Source organism: Herpetosiphon gulosus, from assembly GCF_039545135.1.
Classification (GTDB): domain Bacteria; phylum Chloroflexota; class Chloroflexia; order Chloroflexales; family Herpetosiphonaceae; genus Herpetosiphon; species Herpetosiphon gulosus.
The window spans coordinates 164,353-181,572 of the sequence record NZ_BAABRU010000011.1 but is presented as its reverse complement, the minus strand read 5'-3'; the positions used below and the strand labels follow the sequence as shown (position 1 = coordinate 181,572).

Here is a 17,220-nt window from a genome sequence, read left to right as displayed (position 1 = left end):
GTCAAATTTATTAACTATTGTCTTATCGCGATAATCCGATATATGTTTAGATGGCATGAAGTAAGTGCAATAACCGATATTAGCTAGCTAGATGGGGATTCATTATAGCGATAGAATGATTAAATATCTGATTCAGGCCATAAAAAACAGCATTCTGAAAATAATGTAGTTTTGTCAGAATGCTGTTTTTACGAACATTAACCTGCTACGACAGGGTTACGAAGAATACCAATGCCCTCAACTTCGGTTTCGAGCAAATCGCCTGGGCGCAAAAATTCTTGGGGAGTACGGGCAAAACCCACGCCAGCTGGTGTGCCAGTCGCAATAATATCGCCTGGCTCAAGAGTCATGCCTTGTGAAAGCACATGAATTAATGTAGGAATATTAAAAATAAGATCGTTGGTATTGGATTCTTGCTTGATCTCGCCGTTGACCCGTAGCCGAACCACCAAATTATGTGGGTCGCTCAACTCATCGCTAGTAATGATCCACGGTCCCATTGGGCACGAGCCATCAAGCGCCTTGCCTTTAAAAAATTGCTGATGGCGCATTTGTAAATCACGGGCCGAAACATCGTTAATGACGGTATAACCCCAAACATGCTCCATGGCTTGCTCGCGGCTGATATTTTTACCTGCTTTGCCGATCACCACGCCCAATTCAACTTCCCAATCGATCCGTTCGGAAACCGCTGGATCAATCACAATTTCGCCAGTTGGGCTGTTGATCGCGGTTGGTGGTTTGGTGAAAAAAACTGGATGTTCGGGCATTTTGACTTCTAGCCCTTTGGCTTGCAACGATTCACGGGCATGGGCTGCATAATTGAGGCCCACACAAAAAACATTTTTCAATGGGCGGGGCAAGGGAGCCAACAATTGATCCATATTCAATTGGATGCCTGCCCGGCTTTGATAGTCGGGCAAGGCCGCCTTAATCGTATCCAAGCCAGCCTCATTTGCTTCGATTAAGGCTTGGAGCGATTGATAGCCATCGAGCAACATCACCCGATCGCCAAGCACAATGCCTGGACGGGGTCCAACCGCAGTTTTGAGGGTTACAAATCGCATGGTATCTCCGCAACATCGCCATGATAACGTTTTCACATCATCGTTTGGCAAAAAAACTATAGTTGCATTATAACGATATTCGTTTCTGGTGATGCTACGCTTCAGGATTGAACTTAACGACCAGCAAGGTTAAATCATCGATTGGTGGTGTGCCACTTTGGAAGGCCCGCACATCGCCCAGAATCGCATCGGCCAACCCATGAGCAGGCAAGCGGCCATAGGCTTGCACCGCTGAAATCAAGCGCTCACGACCATAGGTATCGCCAGCAAAATTACGGGCATCACACAACCCATCGGTATAGAACACCAAAGCATCGCCTGGCTCCAAATCGGTGTGCATCTCCTCGAAAAAGGCTTCTTCGGTAATGCCAACCGGCATGCCACCGCCCTCAAGCATGGTTACGCGGCCTTGCTTGGCACGATAATGCAACGGCCAATCATGGCCAGCCCGCACATAGGTAAAGCGTCGTCGCGCAATATCCAAATGCGAATAGACCATGGTAATCACCGCAGCATCAAGATTCGTTGCCCGAATCAGCTGGTTGAAACGTTCGACCAAGGCCAATGGATGGCGCTGATCCATGCCCAACAATAAACCTTTGGCCATCGCCATAACCAAAGCAGCTCCCGCCCCCTTATCGCAAACATCAGCCATCACAATCGAAAGCATATGCTCGCTGAGTTGGCGCACCTCGTAGAAATCGCCGCTCATCTCATAGGCGGGAAACGTGGCAGCAGCGATCACCACGCCATGCAAATTAGGGAAAATAGTTGGCACAAGTCGGCGCTGTAATTCGCGGCCTAACTCCAATTCACGGGCGGCGCGAGCACGGCGCAGGGCTTCGGCTTGGGCTTGCTCCAAGGCGGTGTAGGCATCAGTCAACAGCCGATTTTTATGGCGTAAATCTTCCAAACGCCGTTCATCGGAGCGCCGTACATGGGCTGCTACCCGCCGCAACATATTGTAAGCAATCGCGGGATAGGTGTGTAATAAGGTTTCAAAGGCGGCAATCGGAATCTCTAAAACCTCACTTTGCACCACCGCAATTGCCCCAGCGGCGCGAGTTCCATCAGGCTCCAATAAACTTAGCTCGCCAAAAAATGCTCCAACCCCCAACAAACCAAGGGTCGTTTCCTCAGAACTACCTTGCTCAAGCACTAGCCGCAAGGTTCCGCTGACCACCACATAACAAGCATCGCCACGATCACGCTGGTGAAACAACCAAGCATCAGCTGGCAACGCACGAATTCGGGCCTGACTATCGAGCATTTGCAAGCCTTCGAGCGAAAGATCTGCAAATAGTGGGACTCGACGTAGGAACTCCATTTGGGACATACCCACCTCCTAGCAACGACCAAAATGCAGCATAGCACGCTCGCTACGCTGATGCAAGATAGGCCTAATTGTGGCGATTAAGTTGGTATAGGCGCTGGCTGCGGTACAATACAGCTACGACTGCTTAGTGATGGAGGAAGCCCATGCCTCGTCAGCTTTTAACCTATCTTGATGCTTGCCTACCAGATCTGCTGGATGAAATGCGGCAATGGATCGAAATTGAATCGTTTACCCGCGATATTACGGCGGTTTCTTGGATGGTCAACGTGGTTGGCGAGCGTTTGAGCAAGCTTGGTGCAAGTGTGCGCAAATATAATGGCAAGCCTCAAGCCGACCATTTATTGGCAAGTTGGTCAGGCGAGGGCCAACCATTGCTGATTGTAGGCCATGTTGATACCGTCTATCCGCCAGGCACGCTTGATCAATTTCCGTTCCGGATTGATGGCGATGTGGCGCGTGGGCCTGGAGTCAGCGATATGAAGGGCTGTATTTTGCTGACCTGCGCAGCCTTGCAAGCCTTACGCCACTTTGGGCGCTGGACGAGCCGTCCCTTGAAATTTTTAATTACGACCGATGAAGAGATTGGTAGCCCAACCTCACGGCGGTATATTGAAGAACAGGCTCGCGGTTGTCGCGCCGCCCTGATTATCGAATCGGCAGAAGAGGGTGGTTGGCTCAAAACATGGCGCAAAAGCGTCAGCATGTATGATTTAACGATTACTGGCAAGCCCTCGCATGCGGGCGTAGCCCCTGAGCTTGGCATTAGCGCAATTCACGAATTAAGCTACCAAATTGGCCAGATTTTGCCCTTGGCGCGACCTGAGATTGGCACAACGATCAATATTGGCAAAATTAATGGTGGTACTGCCACCAACGTCGTTGCTGCCGAGGCCCATTGCACGATCGATGTGCGGGCCTTAAAAGTTGGTGAAGCTGAGCGCGTCGATCAAGCGCTGCATCAATTAGTGCCGCATTTGGCTGGAGCAAAATTAACTTTAGAAGGTGGCGTGAATCGCCCAGCCATGGAACAAACACCTGCCACAATGGCATTATATGCTGCTGCCGAGCAAATTGCCAATCAATTAGATTTGCCGATTAAAGCCAGTGGCACTGGCGGTGGCTCGGATGGCAATTTCACATCGGCGATCGGCGTGCCAACTCTTGATGGGCTTGGTGGTTGGGGCAGCGATTCACATAGCTTCGATGAATGGCTCTCGATTAGTCAATTTGCCCCGCGTGCTGCTTTATTAGCGCGGTTGATTGAGACATTGTAGGATTTGGCGACCGTTTTTAACCACGAAGGACACGAATGTTGGGTTTCGGGATTAAGCTTTAACGCAGAGGCGCAGCGAAGTTATGGTTCTAGGCTCTCAGCTATCGGAACGATGTTTGGTAGCTCCATGATCATCCATCCCATAGCCAAAAGCCCATAGTCTCTATTTTGCGTTCTTTACGGTTAAATTTCATCCCTCATAATTCATCCTTCATCCTTGAATCAGGAGTAGAGAATGGCTAGCTACACGGTTACAATTGAGTGGGAGCGCCAAGCAGCATCATTTAGCGATGGCAAGTATAGCCGCGCTCATCGTTGGATCTTTGATGGCGGTCAAGTCGTACCAGGCTCGTCATCGCCGCATGTCGTGCCATTACCCTACTCCGATCAGCAGGCGGTTGATCCTGAGGAAGCCTTCGTAGCAGCTCTATCAAGCTGTCATATGTTGTGGTTTTTATCAATTGTGGCCGAGGCTGGTTTTGTTGTCGAGCACTATCAGGATCAAGCGGTTGGCAAAATGGGCAAAAATAGCGCAGGCAAAATTGCCATGACCAAGGTTACGCTCCGCCCAAGCATCACATGGCTCGAGCCAGCTCCTAGCACCCAACAAATTGAGCAATTTCATCATCAAGCTCATGAGCAATGCTTTATTGCCAACTCGGTACATACCCAGATCAGGATCGAGCCACAAAGCTAGCGTAACAATTGATCAAACTCCTGAGCGGCTTCATGCAATTTGCCTTGAGGCTCGCTCAGGCTCCATTCATACCATTGTTGACCAAACGGCTGATCAACAAACCAACATAAGGCCTGCACTTGTGGGTTGCTACTCACTTCAGCCAAGGCATTACTGAGCCAACCTTTGGGATAATTTTCCAATGGCGTGCGTTCTTGCTCTGGATGAAATGTATTGGTGGCGGTGATATAAACCGGACGATTAGCGGTGCTAGGATAGCGATTGATAATCGTCAGCCAATCACGATAAACTCGAAAACCACGTTGCGCCTTGCCGGATTGCGCCAAATAGAGATCGTTCAATGGCTCTTGGGCTGGGTCAGCGCTGCGCTCAGGCCAACCAGCCGTACTTAGCGCAAAGCCATCGGGGGCGACATTAATTTGCTGTTGATGCTTGCTGCGAATCGTTTGATCAAGCAAGACCAACAAACTATTGAAATAATTGAGCCATGGCTGATTCAACGGGTCGGCCCAAGCACCATCAGCCTCATTGCTCCAAGGCCGCACTGGCCCAACCAACAGCTTCAATTGGGGATTCAAGCCGCGCATGGTTTCAATCACATTATCGTGACGCTCGGTTGCAACCCCATAACCAACTAAGATCCGTGCTACCCACGCAGGAGTTAGCGGTGCTTGGCTCAGGCTATTTTCACCCAGGCTATTGTAGCCATTGCCAATACTATAGCCATAAACCTCCTGCAAGCGTTGATCGTGGGCCAAGCGCTGGCAAAACCGCAAAAAGATCGCTAAGGCAGTTTCATCATTATTAGGTGGCAAACTTTGACCTTGATCATAAGCAACGCGAATAATCACCCGCAAACCGGCTTTATGCGCCGCCGCCACCCGTGAAGCCAGGGCATCAACACTCCATTGGCTCTCATCGGCTCGCAAAGCATACACCAAATCCACCGACCACGCCGCCCGACCATGCCAATCGCGCTCGGGGTTGGCAAAGACTGCGCCCAACAGGCTACTTTGGCGTGGAGTCGGGGTTGGATCAGGCTGTCCAAGCATAAGACTGCCACGTTCTTGGCAACCACGATCACAATCGTGATAAAAGCGAATATCGGCTTGGGTTAAATTATTGCTGGTGGTACTCCAGCGCCATGTCCATGGCTCACTACCAGCAGTAAATTGCTGATCACGCTGCAAACTCGTGCCATCAAGCGTCAAGGCCACATAAACCCATGGCTGATTATCGCGTACATAAATCCATTGTTGATTTTGGGCATCGCGTTCAAACCAAATTTGCGGCCAACCAGCTTGTTGGTTGGTCTGAAGCACTAAATTGCCGTCGATTGGCAAAAGCCAGTAGATGATCGAACCAAGAATGAGTAGGCTAAGCCAACGCAATTTAGTCATAGGGCAAGATCCACCATATATGCGTGCCAGTTGGCGGGCTGGTGCTACTTTCAATCTGCAAGTTGCTATGATGCCGCGCTAAAATCTGTTGGACTAAGCTCAAGCCCAAGCCACTGCCTTCGTTATCTAAGACCCCGCGATAGAGCGGCTCGGTCACATGTGGCAAATCAGCAGCAGCAATCCCAGGCCCACTATCTTCAATGCTACAGCGTAAACCCTGCTCGCTCGCCAGCACCCGCACGACCACTACATCGCCTGCACGACAATAGCGCAAACAATTCATCAATACATTCAACCAGACTTGTTTTAAGCGATCAGGGTGGGCTAAAACTCGCTGATGGGTTGGGTCAGCCTCGAATTGCAACTCAATCTGGGCTTCGTCAGCCATCACCCAGATGCTAGCAATCGCTTCTTCAGCCAAAAGTGCCACATTCACCGGAACCAAAGGCAATTCGTCGCTTAATTCTAAACGATGCAATTCCAACAAATCGCGCACCAAGCGAGCCATACGTTGGGCTTCGCGCTCCAAAGTAAGCAATGAATGCTCGCGAACGGCTGGCTCACTTTGTTGATTGCGCACAATTGCGGTATGGGCCAAGAGTGCGGTTAATGGTGTACGCAACTCATGCGAAAGTGTGCCAATAAAGGCCCGATGTTGGGTAATTTGTTGGCGCAACAATGGGTCGGCACTATGTTGGATAATTGGGCGTTTGCCACGCTGACCAAGCCACCAACTAAGGCTAGCAACCAGCCACAGCAGCAGCAAGATTCCAAAGATTAATCCTTTGAGCGGCAGAACAATCATGGCTCACACTTTAACCGATAGCCAAAGCCTCGCACCGTCTGAATCGGGTCGGCATGGGCATCAAGTTGGTTGATTTTAGCACGTAAGCGTTGCACACACACATCAACAATCCGCGAATCGCCCAAGAAATTTGTACCCCAAACAGTTTGGAGCAAGGCCAAACGCCCCCAAACATGGCTCGGTTGACGCATCAACTGGAATAACACGCCGCTTTCTTTGGGCGTTAATTCGAGTAATTGTTCATCCCACCAAGCGCGTTGCAACTCGCAATCGAAGCGCAATTTACCGCATTCCAACGAGCCAATTGTCTCACGTTGATGTTGGGCCAAGCGCAAAATCGCCCGCACGCGAGCCACTAATTCGGCAGGCGCAAAAGGCTTGGTTAAATAATCATCAGCGCCAACCGTCAAGCCTTCAACCCGATCGTGTAATTCATCGCGGGCTGAAAGCATCAAGATGGGCAGATATTGAGCACCTTGGCGAATTTGGCGACACAACTCAAAGCCATCACCATCAGGCAGCATCAAATCGAGAATCACCAAGCTTGGAGGATTAAATGCTTGCAATTGAGCACGCGCCTGTGCCAAACTAGCAGCCTGCACAATCTCGTAGCCTGCTTGCTCCAACAGGGTGCTGACCCCACTCAAAATCGCTGGATCATCATCGACAATCAGGATGCGACTCATAGCCCAAACCTCCAAACTGTTGCATAGCGCTATTTTAGCCAAAAAAATACCTATCAGAGCAACATCAGGCATTTATCAGCCAATTGTTACCAGATTGTTACACTTGGGTGCTAGGCAGTTGCGTAGGAAGTTGCTACAATATTCAGCGAGGGGTGCGACGTGTGAATTTTAGTGTGTGGAAGTGATATGTGGTGGTTGATTGGGGTAGCCTCGCTACCCTTTTTGTTTTTAACGAGGGATCAGGGGTCAGGGATCAGGGTCTAGGTTTGATCTATAAAGAGCACAAAGGCGATTTTCTAGCCACAGATTGACACAGATTGCTATGAGTATTCTGTTCTATGCTCTATGTTCTTTGTTCTATAACGTCCCTGACCCCTGAATCCTGACCCCTGATCGCTACTTTAGGCTTGCAACTCGCGCAGGGTTTGGAAATCCTCGTCGCTCAGGGCGATTTTTTCAGCACCCATATTTTCTTCGAGATGCTTAACTTTGGATGTACCAGGAATTGGCAAAATCACTGGTGAGCGTTTGAGCAACCATGCCAAGGCAATTTGGCCTACGCTGGCTTCGTACTTTTTGGCAATTTGATCAAGTGTGCCGCCAGGCGCAGTTAATTTGCCAGCCGCCAATGGAAACCACGGAATAAAGGCGATATTTTGGGCTTCGCAGGCATCGACCATGCTTTCCCATTCGTGGTCGCCAATGCTATAGCGATTTTGCACTGAAACAATCGGCACAACTTTTTGCGCTTGAGCCAATTGTTCGTTATTGACTTCGCTCAAGCCGATATGGCGAATTTTGCCTTCGTTGCGTAAATCGCTCAGCGTGCCCAATGACTCTTCCAAAGGCACTTGCGCATCAATTCGATGCAATTGATAAAGGTCGATGCGTTCGAGTTTTAATTGGCGCAAGCTTTTTTCCAGCGAAATGCGCAAATGCTCAGGCCGCCCATTGGAATACCAAATATTTGGGCCGCCACGCAGCAAGCCGCCTTTGGTTGCAATCACCATATCGTCTGAATAGGGGTGCAATGCCTCGCCGATCAAGCATTCGCTGACATCGGGGCCATACGAATCAGCAGTATCAATAAAATTCACGCCGAGTTCGGCAGCGCGGCGTAATACCGCCTTAGCTTGTTCGCGGTCGCTTGGCTCGCCCCAAATGCCATCGCCAGTGATGCGCATCGCACCAAAGCCCAACCGCCGAATTTCGAGATCGCCACCAAGCCGAAATGTGAGAGAACCGAGGCTCATTGAGCTTCCTCCAAAACACATAATCAATACCGTTCAGTACTGAACCACATGTATTGTACTCCCAAAAAAACTAAAAATCTGGTTGATCGATCAGCAATTCAATCAATCAGACGGGTGGCAATATCGGAAACCTGAAAAAAAACTTCGCGTGGAGCATACGGTGCAAAATCTTGAATGCGGCTCATGCCCCAGCCCACTGCACCAAAAGCCAACTGAGCTTGCTTGGCCGCCTCGGCATCGCGAATTTCATCGCCAACACACAGAATTTTTTCGCGCTCAAGGTTAGCTTTGCGCACAATCCGTTCGAAGCGGGCACGTTTGCGCAAAATCGGCACGCTACATTCATAAAACTCAACCACATTGGCCAAGGCATCGCCCAACACATGGCGCACATTCTCTTCGCTGTTGCTGCTGACCACGCCCAACCGCACATCGGCAGCATCCAATTGAGCCAAAATCAATTCCATGCCATCGAAAAGCTGAATATTACGAATATTCTGGGCGGCCAGTTGGCGCATATGGCGGGCAATTAATGGCACTTTCCACCAAGCCACCTGCATATATTTCATCACCTCGCGGGGGTTTTGGCCGCGCAACTCGGTAAATTCCTTGGGCGTAAGTTGGCGAAACTTATATTTCTCGGCCACACCATTGATCGCCTTGACCAACCAAGGAATTGAATCAGCCAAGGTTCCATCAAAATCAAACAGCACTAGTTCGTATTTTTTCATTGGGCAACCACCACTAAAATTGCTTCGGGTTAAGCATACCTTGTGCTCGGCTAGTTGCCAATTCTGATTCTATTTTATGTAGTCTTTGTGGGTGCTTCAGGAGGTTTGTAAGTAGACGACTCCTCAGCCCCGGTATACAAAGGCTAGGTTGTTAAACATCATTTGTGATCACCACCCCTCCGCCCCGCCTCAAGGCGGGGAACGCAGGGTGTTTTCATCCCCCTGCACCCCCTAAAGTGCAATTTGTGGAGTTAAACTTGGTATCATTGCAAATATCAAATTCTTGGAGAGGTCTATACTTATGTCAAATAATTTATCAGTAACTATGTTAAAACGTCGTTTAAATTCAGCATTACGTCTTTTAGTTAAAGAAGACCTTTATTTATTTAACCAAGGACTTCATGAACGGACAATTGTGCATAAATTTGCTACATATCTACAAATTAAATTTTCTAAGTGGGATGTTGATGTAGAATATAATCGAAATATTACTGATATTAAAGAAATTGTTACGGATTCAGAGGAGAAAAAAAGAATTATTCCTGATATTATCATTCATCATCGTGGAATGTCTGAGAATTTACTTGCAATTGAAGTTAAATCATTACAAAAACCTAATCGTAAATCTATAGAGAAAGATAAGATAAAACTTAATCGCTATAAAGAGCAATTAGGCTATCGTTATGCTTGTTTTATCTTATTTATCATAAAAAATCCAATGAATCATGACCCTTATAGGCTTGAAACGAACCCTGAGCCTTATAAGATTGAATGGATCTAATCATCCAGCACCTTGCGGACTGTTTGCGCCAAGGTTGCTAATGAAAATGGCTTGCTTAGCAACAAAGGCTGCTGATTTAATTGCTGATGTTGGGCCAAGCTATGCTCGGAATAGCCTGAGATAAACAAAATTTTAAGCTGGGGATCAAGCTCGCCAACCCGCTGGCTCAGCTCAAAACCACCCATTTGCGGCATAACCATATCGCTAATTAAGAGCTGAATTGTGCCAGTGGCCTGGGATTGTAGCAAGGCTAAGGCCTCGGAGCCATGCGCTGCTTCGAGCACGCTATAGCCCAAACCTTGAAGCATCCGCACCAAAACCGCCCGCACCTGCGGCTCATCCTCGCTCACCAAAATCGTTTCAGTGCCACGTGGTAAAGTTTGAATGAGGATTGAAGCCTCAGCAACCAGCGCTTGCTCTGAGCGTGGCAAATAAATTTTAATCGTTGTGCCATGATTAACTTCACTATACAAACCAATGTGGCCGCCATGTTGCTTGATAATGCCATAACAGGTCGCTAAGCCCAAACCAGTGCCTTCGTGATCGCTTTTAGTGGTAAAAAATGGCTCAAATGCTCGACTTTGGACTTCTTGGGTCATACCAACGCCAGTATCGCTCACCGCAAATAAAACATAATTACCAATTGGCACATCAACATGAGTTCGCGTATAATTTGCATCGACTAAAATATTATTTGTTTCAACTAATAAATTTCCACCATTGGGCATAGCATCACGTGCATTGACCACTAAATTCAATAATACTTGCTCAATCTGGCCAATATCAGCCAAAATCAAATCAATCTCAGCATTAAGCACAGTTCGCCATTGAATTGATTCTGGTAAAACGCGTTTAATCAATTTCTCCATCGACATAATTAAATCATTGATATTGACAATTTTTGGTTGTAGTTGCTGCTTACGAGCAAAGGTTAATAATTGACTAGTCAGCAATGCCGCCCGATCAGTGGCATGCTGAATTTCGGTTAATTCTTCAATCACCGGAAAGCCTTGCTGAGCACTATCAATCGCCAAGGTGGTATAGCCACTAATTGCAGTTAACAAGTTATTGAAATCGTGGGCTACCCCACCAGCCAAACGCCCGATACTTTCCATTTTCTGCGCACGAATTAATTGCATTTGCAACTGATTGCGATCAGTTCGATCTTCGGTATGCACCATAATTAAATCTGGCTCGATAAACACATAGCTTACATATAAATCCTTAACTTGACTGATAAATTTAAATTCATAGCGGGTTTCTTGATGAATTGTCGTTTTCTCACGTTGACAACGCTCAAAATGGCGTAAAATCTCTGGCTCGCTACGATACACAATTCGAGCTGATTGATTGACAAGTTTCGTAATTTGCCCTTGGGTAATCAGCATTGCCGCATCGTTAAAACCTTCAAGAATAAAATCATCGTTTACACAGCGCCATGTATAAGTTGGAATTGGAATGCCACGATATTGTGCCCGAAATTGTTTTTCACTGGCAGCCAATTGCGCCACCGCCAAGCGCTGCAAGCCCAACAAGCGATAGACAACTCCAGCAATAATCACCAAGAAAATTAGCCAACCAACCAACATCAACGAATAGCGCTCGGCTTGCCGCTTGATCGATAGTTCTAAATCAAGATATAAACGATTCTCCAACTGCTCAGCCTCGGATTCCAACTCCGAGAAGGCAATTCGACGATCAATCGTGGTTTGGGCTTGATCTTGCGGGCGATTGAGATGTTGCAGCAATAAAGCCCGAAAGCTGACTAAATGCTGGCGATAATCAGTGAGCGCTTGCTGCATTGGTGGTGTTGGCGGCAACAATTGATCAAACGCCACAACCGGATTTTTACCTTGCTGCCAGTCATCAACCGCCAAAATCGCCCGATCAAGATAGGCAATCGCATCTTGGGGCAGCAGGGTTTGGTTGCCATTCAGCACTTGTTCGACAATCAAATAGCCACGTTTCATATTCAAACGGGCTTGAGTCATCCCATTAAATGCCGTGATTTGCGATTGAATCATCGAGCGCATTTGGTAATAATTCCATTGCAACAGGGCAATCGAAACCAACGCCACGCTCAACAAAGCGATTAATGGGCGTAATTCTTTGCGCCGCAACCAAGCAAAACGCTTCATGAGTCATTCTCACAACCTTGGAGCAAACTAGCAGTCGAACGATTGGGCAATTGCTCGCGCGAGAAACCAAAGGGCGCAATTAAGCCATAATGTTCGTCACTGCCAATAAATCCAATCAACTGCTGATCAATTGCTATGCGCAAATGTGCATCTTCATGACGCATCGCAAAGGCTCCATAGCCAATACTTAAATTTCCATCAATAATTGGTGGCACAAACGGGATGGCTCGTTCAACCTGATCTGGCGCTTGCTGCACCAACAAATCAATGCTGATATCGGTCAAGGCTAAGGCATCAGCGCGGCCAGCTAGCACTGCGGCTAGTCCAGTTTGCACATCGGGCACAAATAATAATTGTTCTGGAACAATCCCAAGGGCTTGGGCAATTTCGGCTTCACGGGCACCGCGCATTACTGCCAAACGCCGATCGGGTCGCCGAAAATCAGCAAAACTACGAATTTGCAGTGGGTTGGTTTTTGCAACAAGCATGGCTGGGCTAAGGGCAAAGGTTGGTTGACTAAACGCTAGCAGTTCGGCTCGCTCGCAGGTAATAAACATTCCGCTGGCAATCAAATCAAAACGTCCAGCCTGTAAGCCAGGAATTAAATCGGCCCATTCGGTTTGCACCCATTCAAGCTGAGAAACTCCTAGGCGCTGCATAACCCACGTAATTACCGCCGCCTCTTCGCCAACTACCTTGCCAGTTGGATCACGATAGGAGAAAGGCGCTTCGGGGGCGTAGCCAATGCGGATCATGCGAGTGCGTTGGGCACGTTCTAAGGTTGTTTCAAGCGGTTTTGCGAGCCACCAAATCAAAGCCGTGATCATTCCAATCAGGGCTAAGCCAGCGACACCCCACCAAACACGACGCATGCCAGTACCTCCGTTGGAAGAGGTTGTACAAAGCTAGCCAATCGGCTTTATTGTTCTAAGAATCAGGCTAAAAAGTGTTAAATGGTATGGGCTATAGTATAACGCAGCTAATCGAGGATAGCACTAGTACTACGCCGTGATCCGTACTAAAGAACTAGCCTGAGGTTGGGAGGATCATAAAAAAACCGCCGCTCTTTAGAAAGAGCGGCGGTTTTGCTTATAAGAATGAGGATTGATTCCCCAAGAATCTTACCAGCGGTTCGAGCGTGATGATGATTGTTGGCTTTGGAAACAGTCGCGGCAGTAGACTGGTTTGTCGCCACGTGGTACGAATGGCACTTGTGCAGGGCCACCACATGATGAACAGGTAGTGGTGTGCATTTCGCGTTGACCACGATCTGAACTGTAACCACCACGATCTGAACTGTAACCGCCACGATCTGAGCTATAGCTGTTGCGGCTATAACCACCACCGCCACCGCCACGGCTTGAGCTTTCGTAGCCACCGCCACCGCGATTTTGTTTGCGGGCTTGGCGGCAGTTTGAACAGCGAGTTGGCTCGTTGTCAAAGCCTTTTTGTGAGTAAAATTCTTGTTCGCCAGCAGTAAATACGAACTCGTTGCCACAATCGCGGCAGTTCAACGTCTTGTCGGTAAAGCTCATTAGCTTGTTTCTCCAACTATGGTAATGTATCCAATTGTTTCAGGTTGGAGTCACGAAGCTCAGGGAAGAGATTGCATATCCACTCAGTCCGAGGTAATGTGAGGAACCAAACCATGTCAACGCATCTATTGTACCAAAACAATTCACGAGTTACAAGAGGCAAAATCGACTTTTTGCCCATGAATTTAATCGTGAGTAGTAGTAATGGGTGAAAAAGTGGTTAAACCAAAGGTGCAAAGGGTAGGTAGCTAGTTAGCCCACCCTACCCCTTAACCAAAATGGTTTAACTACCGAAGATTTTGCTCCAGAAGCCGCGTTCTTTTTGCTCAAAATGGTCCATACCCATAGTTTCGCCTAGTTTTTGAAAAAGTTCGCGTTGCTCATCATTAAGTTTGGTTGGGACACGCACTTTAACCACAACCATTTGATCACCACGGCGACCTAAATTACGCCCCGCTGAATCAATATAGGGCACGCCTTTGCCACGCAAGGTAAAGACTGTCCCATCCTGCGTGCCTGCTGGCACATTCAACGGCTCATCGCCATCAACAGTCGGCACATTCAATTGTGCACCCAACGCTGCTTGCACCAGATTAATCGGCAGTTGTAACAAGATATTGTTATCTTCGCGCACAAAGAAATCGTGTGGTTGCACACGTAAGTTGACATACAGATCACCAGCTGAACCACCACTTGGCCCGCTATCGCCAGCGCCGCCAATCCGAATCCGCATGCCATCGTCTACGCCCGCTGGTACGGTTAGTTTGCGCTTGACGGTTTCACGAACACGGCCTTCGCCACGGCAGGTTTTACAGGGAATCGGAATAATCACGCCGCGACCGTTACATTGATCACAGGTGGTTACCGTAACCATATTGAGGAAAGTCCGAACGCGCATTTCGCCCGAACCTTGGCATTTGGGACAACGAGTTGGTTCAGTGCCAGGCTCTGCACCATTGCCACCACAAGGCCCACACGATTCGAGCCGACGATAATCAAGCTCTTTTTCGGTACCGAAAATTGCCTCTTCAAAACTAATGACTAAATCGGCGCGTAAATCGGCTCCTTGGCGTGTGCCACCACGGCTACCACCGCGTGCACCTTGGCCAAAAAAGGCATCGAAGATTGTACTGAATGGATCGCCGCCAGCACCGCCAAAGCCCGCAAATGGGTCGAAGCCTTGGCCGCTGCTACCTGCATGGCCAAATTGATCGTACATGCGGCGCTTTTGATCGTTGGAAAGCACTTCGTAGGCTTCAGTCGCCTCTTTGAATTTATTCTCGGCTTCGACGTTGCCTGGGTTGCGGTCGGGGTGATATTGCATGGCCAACTTGCGGTAGGCCTTCTTGATCTCATCAGGTGAGGCACTTTTGCCCACACCCAAAACCTCGTAGTAATCGCGCTTTGCCTCGGTTGCCATACATATCCCTTATGTAGAAGGATGAAGGATGAGGGATGAATTATGAAATTATCCCTCATTCATTCACGCCTTAGGTTTGTAATGTAAGTTCTGCTATTAATGTCTAAAATAGATATTCAATGATGAAGAATCAAACTACCTTGCTAATTAATAATTCGTATGTTTCATCCCTCATAATTCATCCTTCATCCTTCTATTACAGTTCCACCTCGTCGGCAGAGCCGTGTTCTTGGCTGGGCGTTTCTGGCTCGATGCCAAAATCGGGCGCTGGCTTGAGCCGTTGCATTGCCACGCTCAATTCAGCAGTGCGATTGTTGATCGTTTCCATATCATCGCCATCAAGCACCGCCCGTAGCGCCGCAATCCGATCTTCGACCGTATTGCGAGCAGTGTAATCAACATTATCATCAGCTTCGCGCAACATGCGATCGGCAGCGTAGATCACGCCATCGGCTTTGTTGCGAGTCGCAATTTGATCACGACGGCGGGCATCACTATCGGCATGATCTTCGGCATCGCGAATCATCGATGCAATTTCATCATCATTCAAACCCGATGAAGGCGTGATCGTGATTTTTTGCTCTTTGTTAGTGGCTTTATCGGTTGCGCTGACGTTAACAATCCCATTGGCATCAATATCAAAAATAACTTCAATTTGTGGCACACCACGCGGCGCAGCTGGAATGCCATCGAGGGTAAAACGCGCCAAGGATTTGTTATGTCGAGCTTCAGCCCGTTCGCCTTGCAACACATGAATTTCAACGCTATTTTGGTTGTCGCTAGCAGTTGAGAAAATTTGCGAGCGCTTGGTTGGAATCGTGGTGTTGCGATCAATCAACGGTGTCATCACGCCGCCATAAGTTTCGATGCCCAAGGTTAATGGCGTTACGTCAAGCAACAACACATCGGTCACATCGCCAGCCAACACGCCAGCCTGAATTGCCGCGCCAATCGCTACCACTTCATCGGGGTTTACGCCCTTATGTGGCTCTTTGCCAAAGAATTTTTTGACTGCGGCCTGAACAGCGGGCATACGGGTTTGGCCGCCAACCAAAATCACTTCATCAACTTCGCCTGGCTTCAAACCAGCATCTTGCAACGCCAGTTTGATTGGTTTGAGCGTGCGTTCGACCAAATCGGCGGTCAATTGCTCAAGTTTGGCACGGGTCAAGGTAGTATTCAAGTGTTTGGGGCCACTGGCATCGGCACTGATAAATGGCAGCGAAATATCGGTTTGCAGCACGCTCGAAAGTTCTTGTTTGGCTTTTTCCGAAGCTTCTTTCAAACGTTGCAAGGCCATGCGGTCACTACGCAAATCGATATTATTTTCGCGTTGAAACTCGCTTGCCAGCCAGTCGATAATTTTTTGATCAAAATCATCGCCGCCGAGGTGGGTATCGCCGTTGGTGGCCCGAACCTCAAACACGCCATCGCCAAGCTCTAAAATTGAAACGTCGAAGGTGCCACCACCCAGGTCATAGACGACGATTAATTCGTTTGTGTTGCGATCTAAGCCATAGGCCAAGGCGCTGGCGGTTGGCTCGTTGATAATCCGCAATACTTCGAGGCCAGCAATTTTGCCAGCATCTTTAGTTGCTTGGCGCTGCGAATCATCAAAATAGGCCGGAACCGTAATCACCGCTTGCGTAACCGGCTCGCCCAAATAGGCTTCGGCATCGGCTTTGAGTTTTTGCAAAATCATGGCCGAAACTTCTTGCGGCGAATAATCACGACCACCCATCAAGACCCGCGCATCGCCATTGGGAGCGCTAGTCATGCGGTAGGGAATCAGATCTTTATCACGTTGGACGCTGGGATGATCCAATTTACGGCCAATAAAACGCTTGACCGAATAAATTGTATTTTCGGGATTGGTGACCGATTGGCGCTTGGCCACCAAGCCAACCGTGCGTTCACCGTTTTTGCTCAAGGCAACAATTGAAGGAGTGGTGCGAGCGCCTTCGGCGTTGGGAATTACTACCGCCTCGCCACCTTCCATGACCGCAACCACTGAATTGGTTGTTCCAAGGTCAATACCGATCACTTTACCCATATAGCTCGTGCTCCACAGACAGCGACAAAGCATCGCTAAGCGACG

At 48.5% G+C, this 17,220-nt stretch carries 15 protein-coding genes; 3 read left to right on the top strand and 12 right to left on the bottom strand.

What is annotated here, in order from left to right; genetic code table 11:
* Positions 1-197: 197 nt before the first annotated feature.
* On the bottom strand, positions 198-1,067 hold the full coding sequence (locus tag ABEB26_RS16260; protein ID WP_345723100.1) for a fumarylacetoacetate hydrolase family protein: 870 nt from the start codon (positions 1,065-1,067) through the stop codon (positions 198-200).
* Between the two features lie 94 nt (positions 1,068-1,161).
* On the bottom strand, positions 1,162-2,403 hold the full coding sequence (locus tag ABEB26_RS16255; RefSeq protein ID WP_345723099.1) for a PP2C family protein-serine/threonine phosphatase: 1,242 nt from the start codon (positions 2,401-2,403) through the stop codon (positions 1,162-1,164).
* A 143-nt stretch (positions 2,404-2,546) separates the two neighbouring features.
* On the opposite strand from ABEB26_RS16255, the gene ABEB26_RS16250 reads away from it, so the two are divergent.
* A complete protein-coding gene (locus ABEB26_RS16250) occupies positions 2,547-3,677 on the top strand; it encodes a M20 family metallopeptidase (protein ID WP_345723098.1) in 1,131 nt (376 codons plus the stop codon).
* 234 nt (positions 3,678-3,911) lie between these two features.
* Positions 3,912-4,373, top strand: coding sequence for an OsmC family protein (locus ABEB26_RS16245; protein ID WP_345723097.1), 462 nt, complete (start codon positions 3,912-3,914; stop codon positions 4,371-4,373).
* Here ABEB26_RS16245 and ABEB26_RS16240 read toward each other — a convergent pair.
* The 5 genes from ABEB26_RS16240 to ABEB26_RS16220 form a co-directional block, all read right to left on the bottom strand.
* A complete protein-coding gene (locus tag ABEB26_RS16240; protein ID WP_345723096.1) occupies positions 4,370-5,773 on the bottom strand; it encodes a hypothetical protein in 1,404 nt (467 codons plus the stop codon). The two genes, ABEB26_RS16245 and ABEB26_RS16240, sit on opposite strands and share 4 nt — an antisense overlap.
* The gene (locus ABEB26_RS16235) at positions 5,766-6,578 is read right to left on the bottom strand and encodes a sensor histidine kinase (protein WP_345723095.1); all 813 of its coding nucleotides are present in this window, start codon (positions 6,576-6,578) and stop codon (positions 5,766-5,768) included. Before ABEB26_RS16235 ends, ABEB26_RS16240 begins: the two co-directional genes overlap by 8 nt.
* Entirely contained in the window at positions 6,575-7,264 is a 690-nt protein-coding gene (locus tag ABEB26_RS16230) for a response regulator transcription factor (protein ID WP_345723094.1), read from the bottom strand. Before ABEB26_RS16230 ends, ABEB26_RS16235 begins: the two co-directional genes overlap by 4 nt.
* A gap of 401 nt (positions 7,265-7,665) precedes the next feature.
* A complete protein-coding gene (locus ABEB26_RS16225) occupies positions 7,666-8,517 on the bottom strand; it encodes an aldo/keto reductase (RefSeq protein WP_345723093.1) in 852 nt (283 codons plus the stop codon).
* 98 nt (positions 8,518-8,615) lie between these two features.
* Positions 8,616-9,248, bottom strand: a complete 633-nt coding sequence (locus tag ABEB26_RS16220; protein WP_345723092.1) for an HAD-IA family hydrolase — start codon at positions 9,246-9,248, stop codon at positions 8,616-8,618.
* A gap of 301 nt (positions 9,249-9,549) precedes the next feature.
* On the opposite strand from ABEB26_RS16220, the gene ABEB26_RS16215 reads away from it, so the two are divergent.
* Positions 9,550-10,029: a hypothetical protein gene (locus ABEB26_RS16215; RefSeq protein ID WP_345723091.1), complete on the top strand. Its 480-nt coding sequence runs from the start codon at positions 9,550-9,552 to the stop codon at positions 10,027-10,029.
* On the opposite strand, the gene ABEB26_RS16210 is transcribed toward ABEB26_RS16215, so the two are convergent.
* From ABEB26_RS16210 to dnaK, 5 genes are all read right to left on the bottom strand, one after another.
* The gene (locus ABEB26_RS16210) at positions 10,026-12,167 is read right to left on the bottom strand and encodes an ATP-binding protein (RefSeq protein ID WP_345723090.1); all 2,142 of its coding nucleotides are present in this window, start codon (positions 12,165-12,167) and stop codon (positions 10,026-10,028) included. The two genes, ABEB26_RS16215 and ABEB26_RS16210, sit on opposite strands and share 4 nt — an antisense overlap.
* Positions 12,164-13,039: an ectoine/hydroxyectoine ABC transporter substrate-binding protein EhuB gene (ehuB, locus tag ABEB26_RS16205; RefSeq protein ID WP_345723089.1), complete on the bottom strand. Its 876-nt coding sequence runs from the start codon at positions 13,037-13,039 to the stop codon at positions 12,164-12,166. The genes ABEB26_RS16210 and ehuB overlap by 4 nt, the downstream gene beginning before the upstream one ends.
* Before the next feature lie 249 nt (positions 13,040-13,288).
* Positions 13,289-13,702, bottom strand: a complete 414-nt coding sequence (locus ABEB26_RS16200; RefSeq protein WP_345723088.1) for a zinc-ribbon domain containing protein — start codon at positions 13,700-13,702, stop codon at positions 13,289-13,291.
* 283 nt (positions 13,703-13,985) lie between these two features.
* The gene (gene dnaJ / locus ABEB26_RS16195) at positions 13,986-15,122 is read right to left on the bottom strand and encodes a molecular chaperone DnaJ (RefSeq protein WP_345723087.1); all 1,137 of its coding nucleotides are present in this window, start codon (positions 15,120-15,122) and stop codon (positions 13,986-13,988) included.
* A 196-nt stretch (positions 15,123-15,318) separates the two neighbouring features.
* Positions 15,319-17,175, bottom strand: coding sequence for a molecular chaperone DnaK (gene dnaK, locus ABEB26_RS16190; RefSeq protein WP_345723086.1), 1,857 nt, complete (start codon positions 17,173-17,175; stop codon positions 15,319-15,321).
* Between the last annotated feature and the right edge of the window lie 45 nt (positions 17,176-17,220).

What these genes read in the sequence shown, in the direction of transcription:
- ABEB26_RS16245 (WP_345723097.1), top strand. Translation starts at nt 3,912, where the DNA reads ATGGCTAGCTACACGGTTACAATTGAGTGGGAGCGCCAAGCAGCATCA.
- dnaK (WP_345723086.1), bottom strand. Translation starts at nt 17,175, where the DNA reads ATGGGTAAAGTGATCGGTATTGACCTTGGAACAACCAATTCAGTGGTT.
- ABEB26_RS16230 (WP_345723094.1), bottom strand. Translation starts at nt 7,264, where the DNA reads ATGAGTCGCATCCTGATTGTCGATGATGATCCAGCGATTTTGAGTGGG.
- ehuB (WP_345723089.1), bottom strand. Translation starts at nt 13,039, where the DNA reads ATGCGTCGTGTTTGGTGGGGTGTCGCTGGCTTAGCCCTGATTGGAATG.
- ABEB26_RS16200 (WP_345723088.1), bottom strand. Translation starts at nt 13,702, where the DNA reads ATGAGCTTTACCGACAAGACGTTGAACTGCCGCGATTGTGGCAACGAG.
- ABEB26_RS16250 (WP_345723098.1), top strand. Translation starts at nt 2,547, where the DNA reads ATGCCTCGTCAGCTTTTAACCTATCTTGATGCTTGCCTACCAGATCTG.
- ABEB26_RS16210 (WP_345723090.1), bottom strand. Translation starts at nt 12,167, where the DNA reads ATGAAGCGTTTTGCTTGGTTGCGGCGCAAAGAATTACGCCCATTAATC.
- ABEB26_RS16215 (WP_345723091.1), top strand. Translation starts at nt 9,550, where the DNA reads ATGTCAAATAATTTATCAGTAACTATGTTAAAACGTCGTTTAAATTCA.
- dnaJ (WP_345723087.1), bottom strand. Translation starts at nt 15,122, where the DNA reads ATGGCAACCGAGGCAAAGCGCGATTACTACGAGGTTTTGGGTGTGGGC.
- ABEB26_RS16225 (WP_345723093.1), bottom strand. Translation starts at nt 8,517, where the DNA reads ATGAGCCTCGGTTCTCTCACATTTCGGCTTGGTGGCGATCTCGAAATT.
- ABEB26_RS16235 (WP_345723095.1), bottom strand. Translation starts at nt 6,578, where the DNA reads ATGATTGTTCTGCCGCTCAAAGGATTAATCTTTGGAATCTTGCTGCTG.
- ABEB26_RS16240 (WP_345723096.1), bottom strand. Translation starts at nt 5,773, where the DNA reads ATGACTAAATTGCGTTGGCTTAGCCTACTCATTCTTGGTTCGATCATC.
- ABEB26_RS16220 (WP_345723092.1), bottom strand. Translation starts at nt 9,248, where the DNA reads ATGAAAAAATACGAACTAGTGCTGTTTGATTTTGATGGAACCTTGGCT.
- ABEB26_RS16260 (WP_345723100.1), bottom strand. Translation starts at nt 1,067, where the DNA reads ATGCGATTTGTAACCCTCAAAACTGCGGTTGGACCCCGTCCAGGCATT.
- ABEB26_RS16255 (WP_345723099.1), bottom strand. Translation starts at nt 2,403, where the DNA reads ATGTCCCAAATGGAGTTCCTACGTCGAGTCCCACTATTTGCAGATCTT.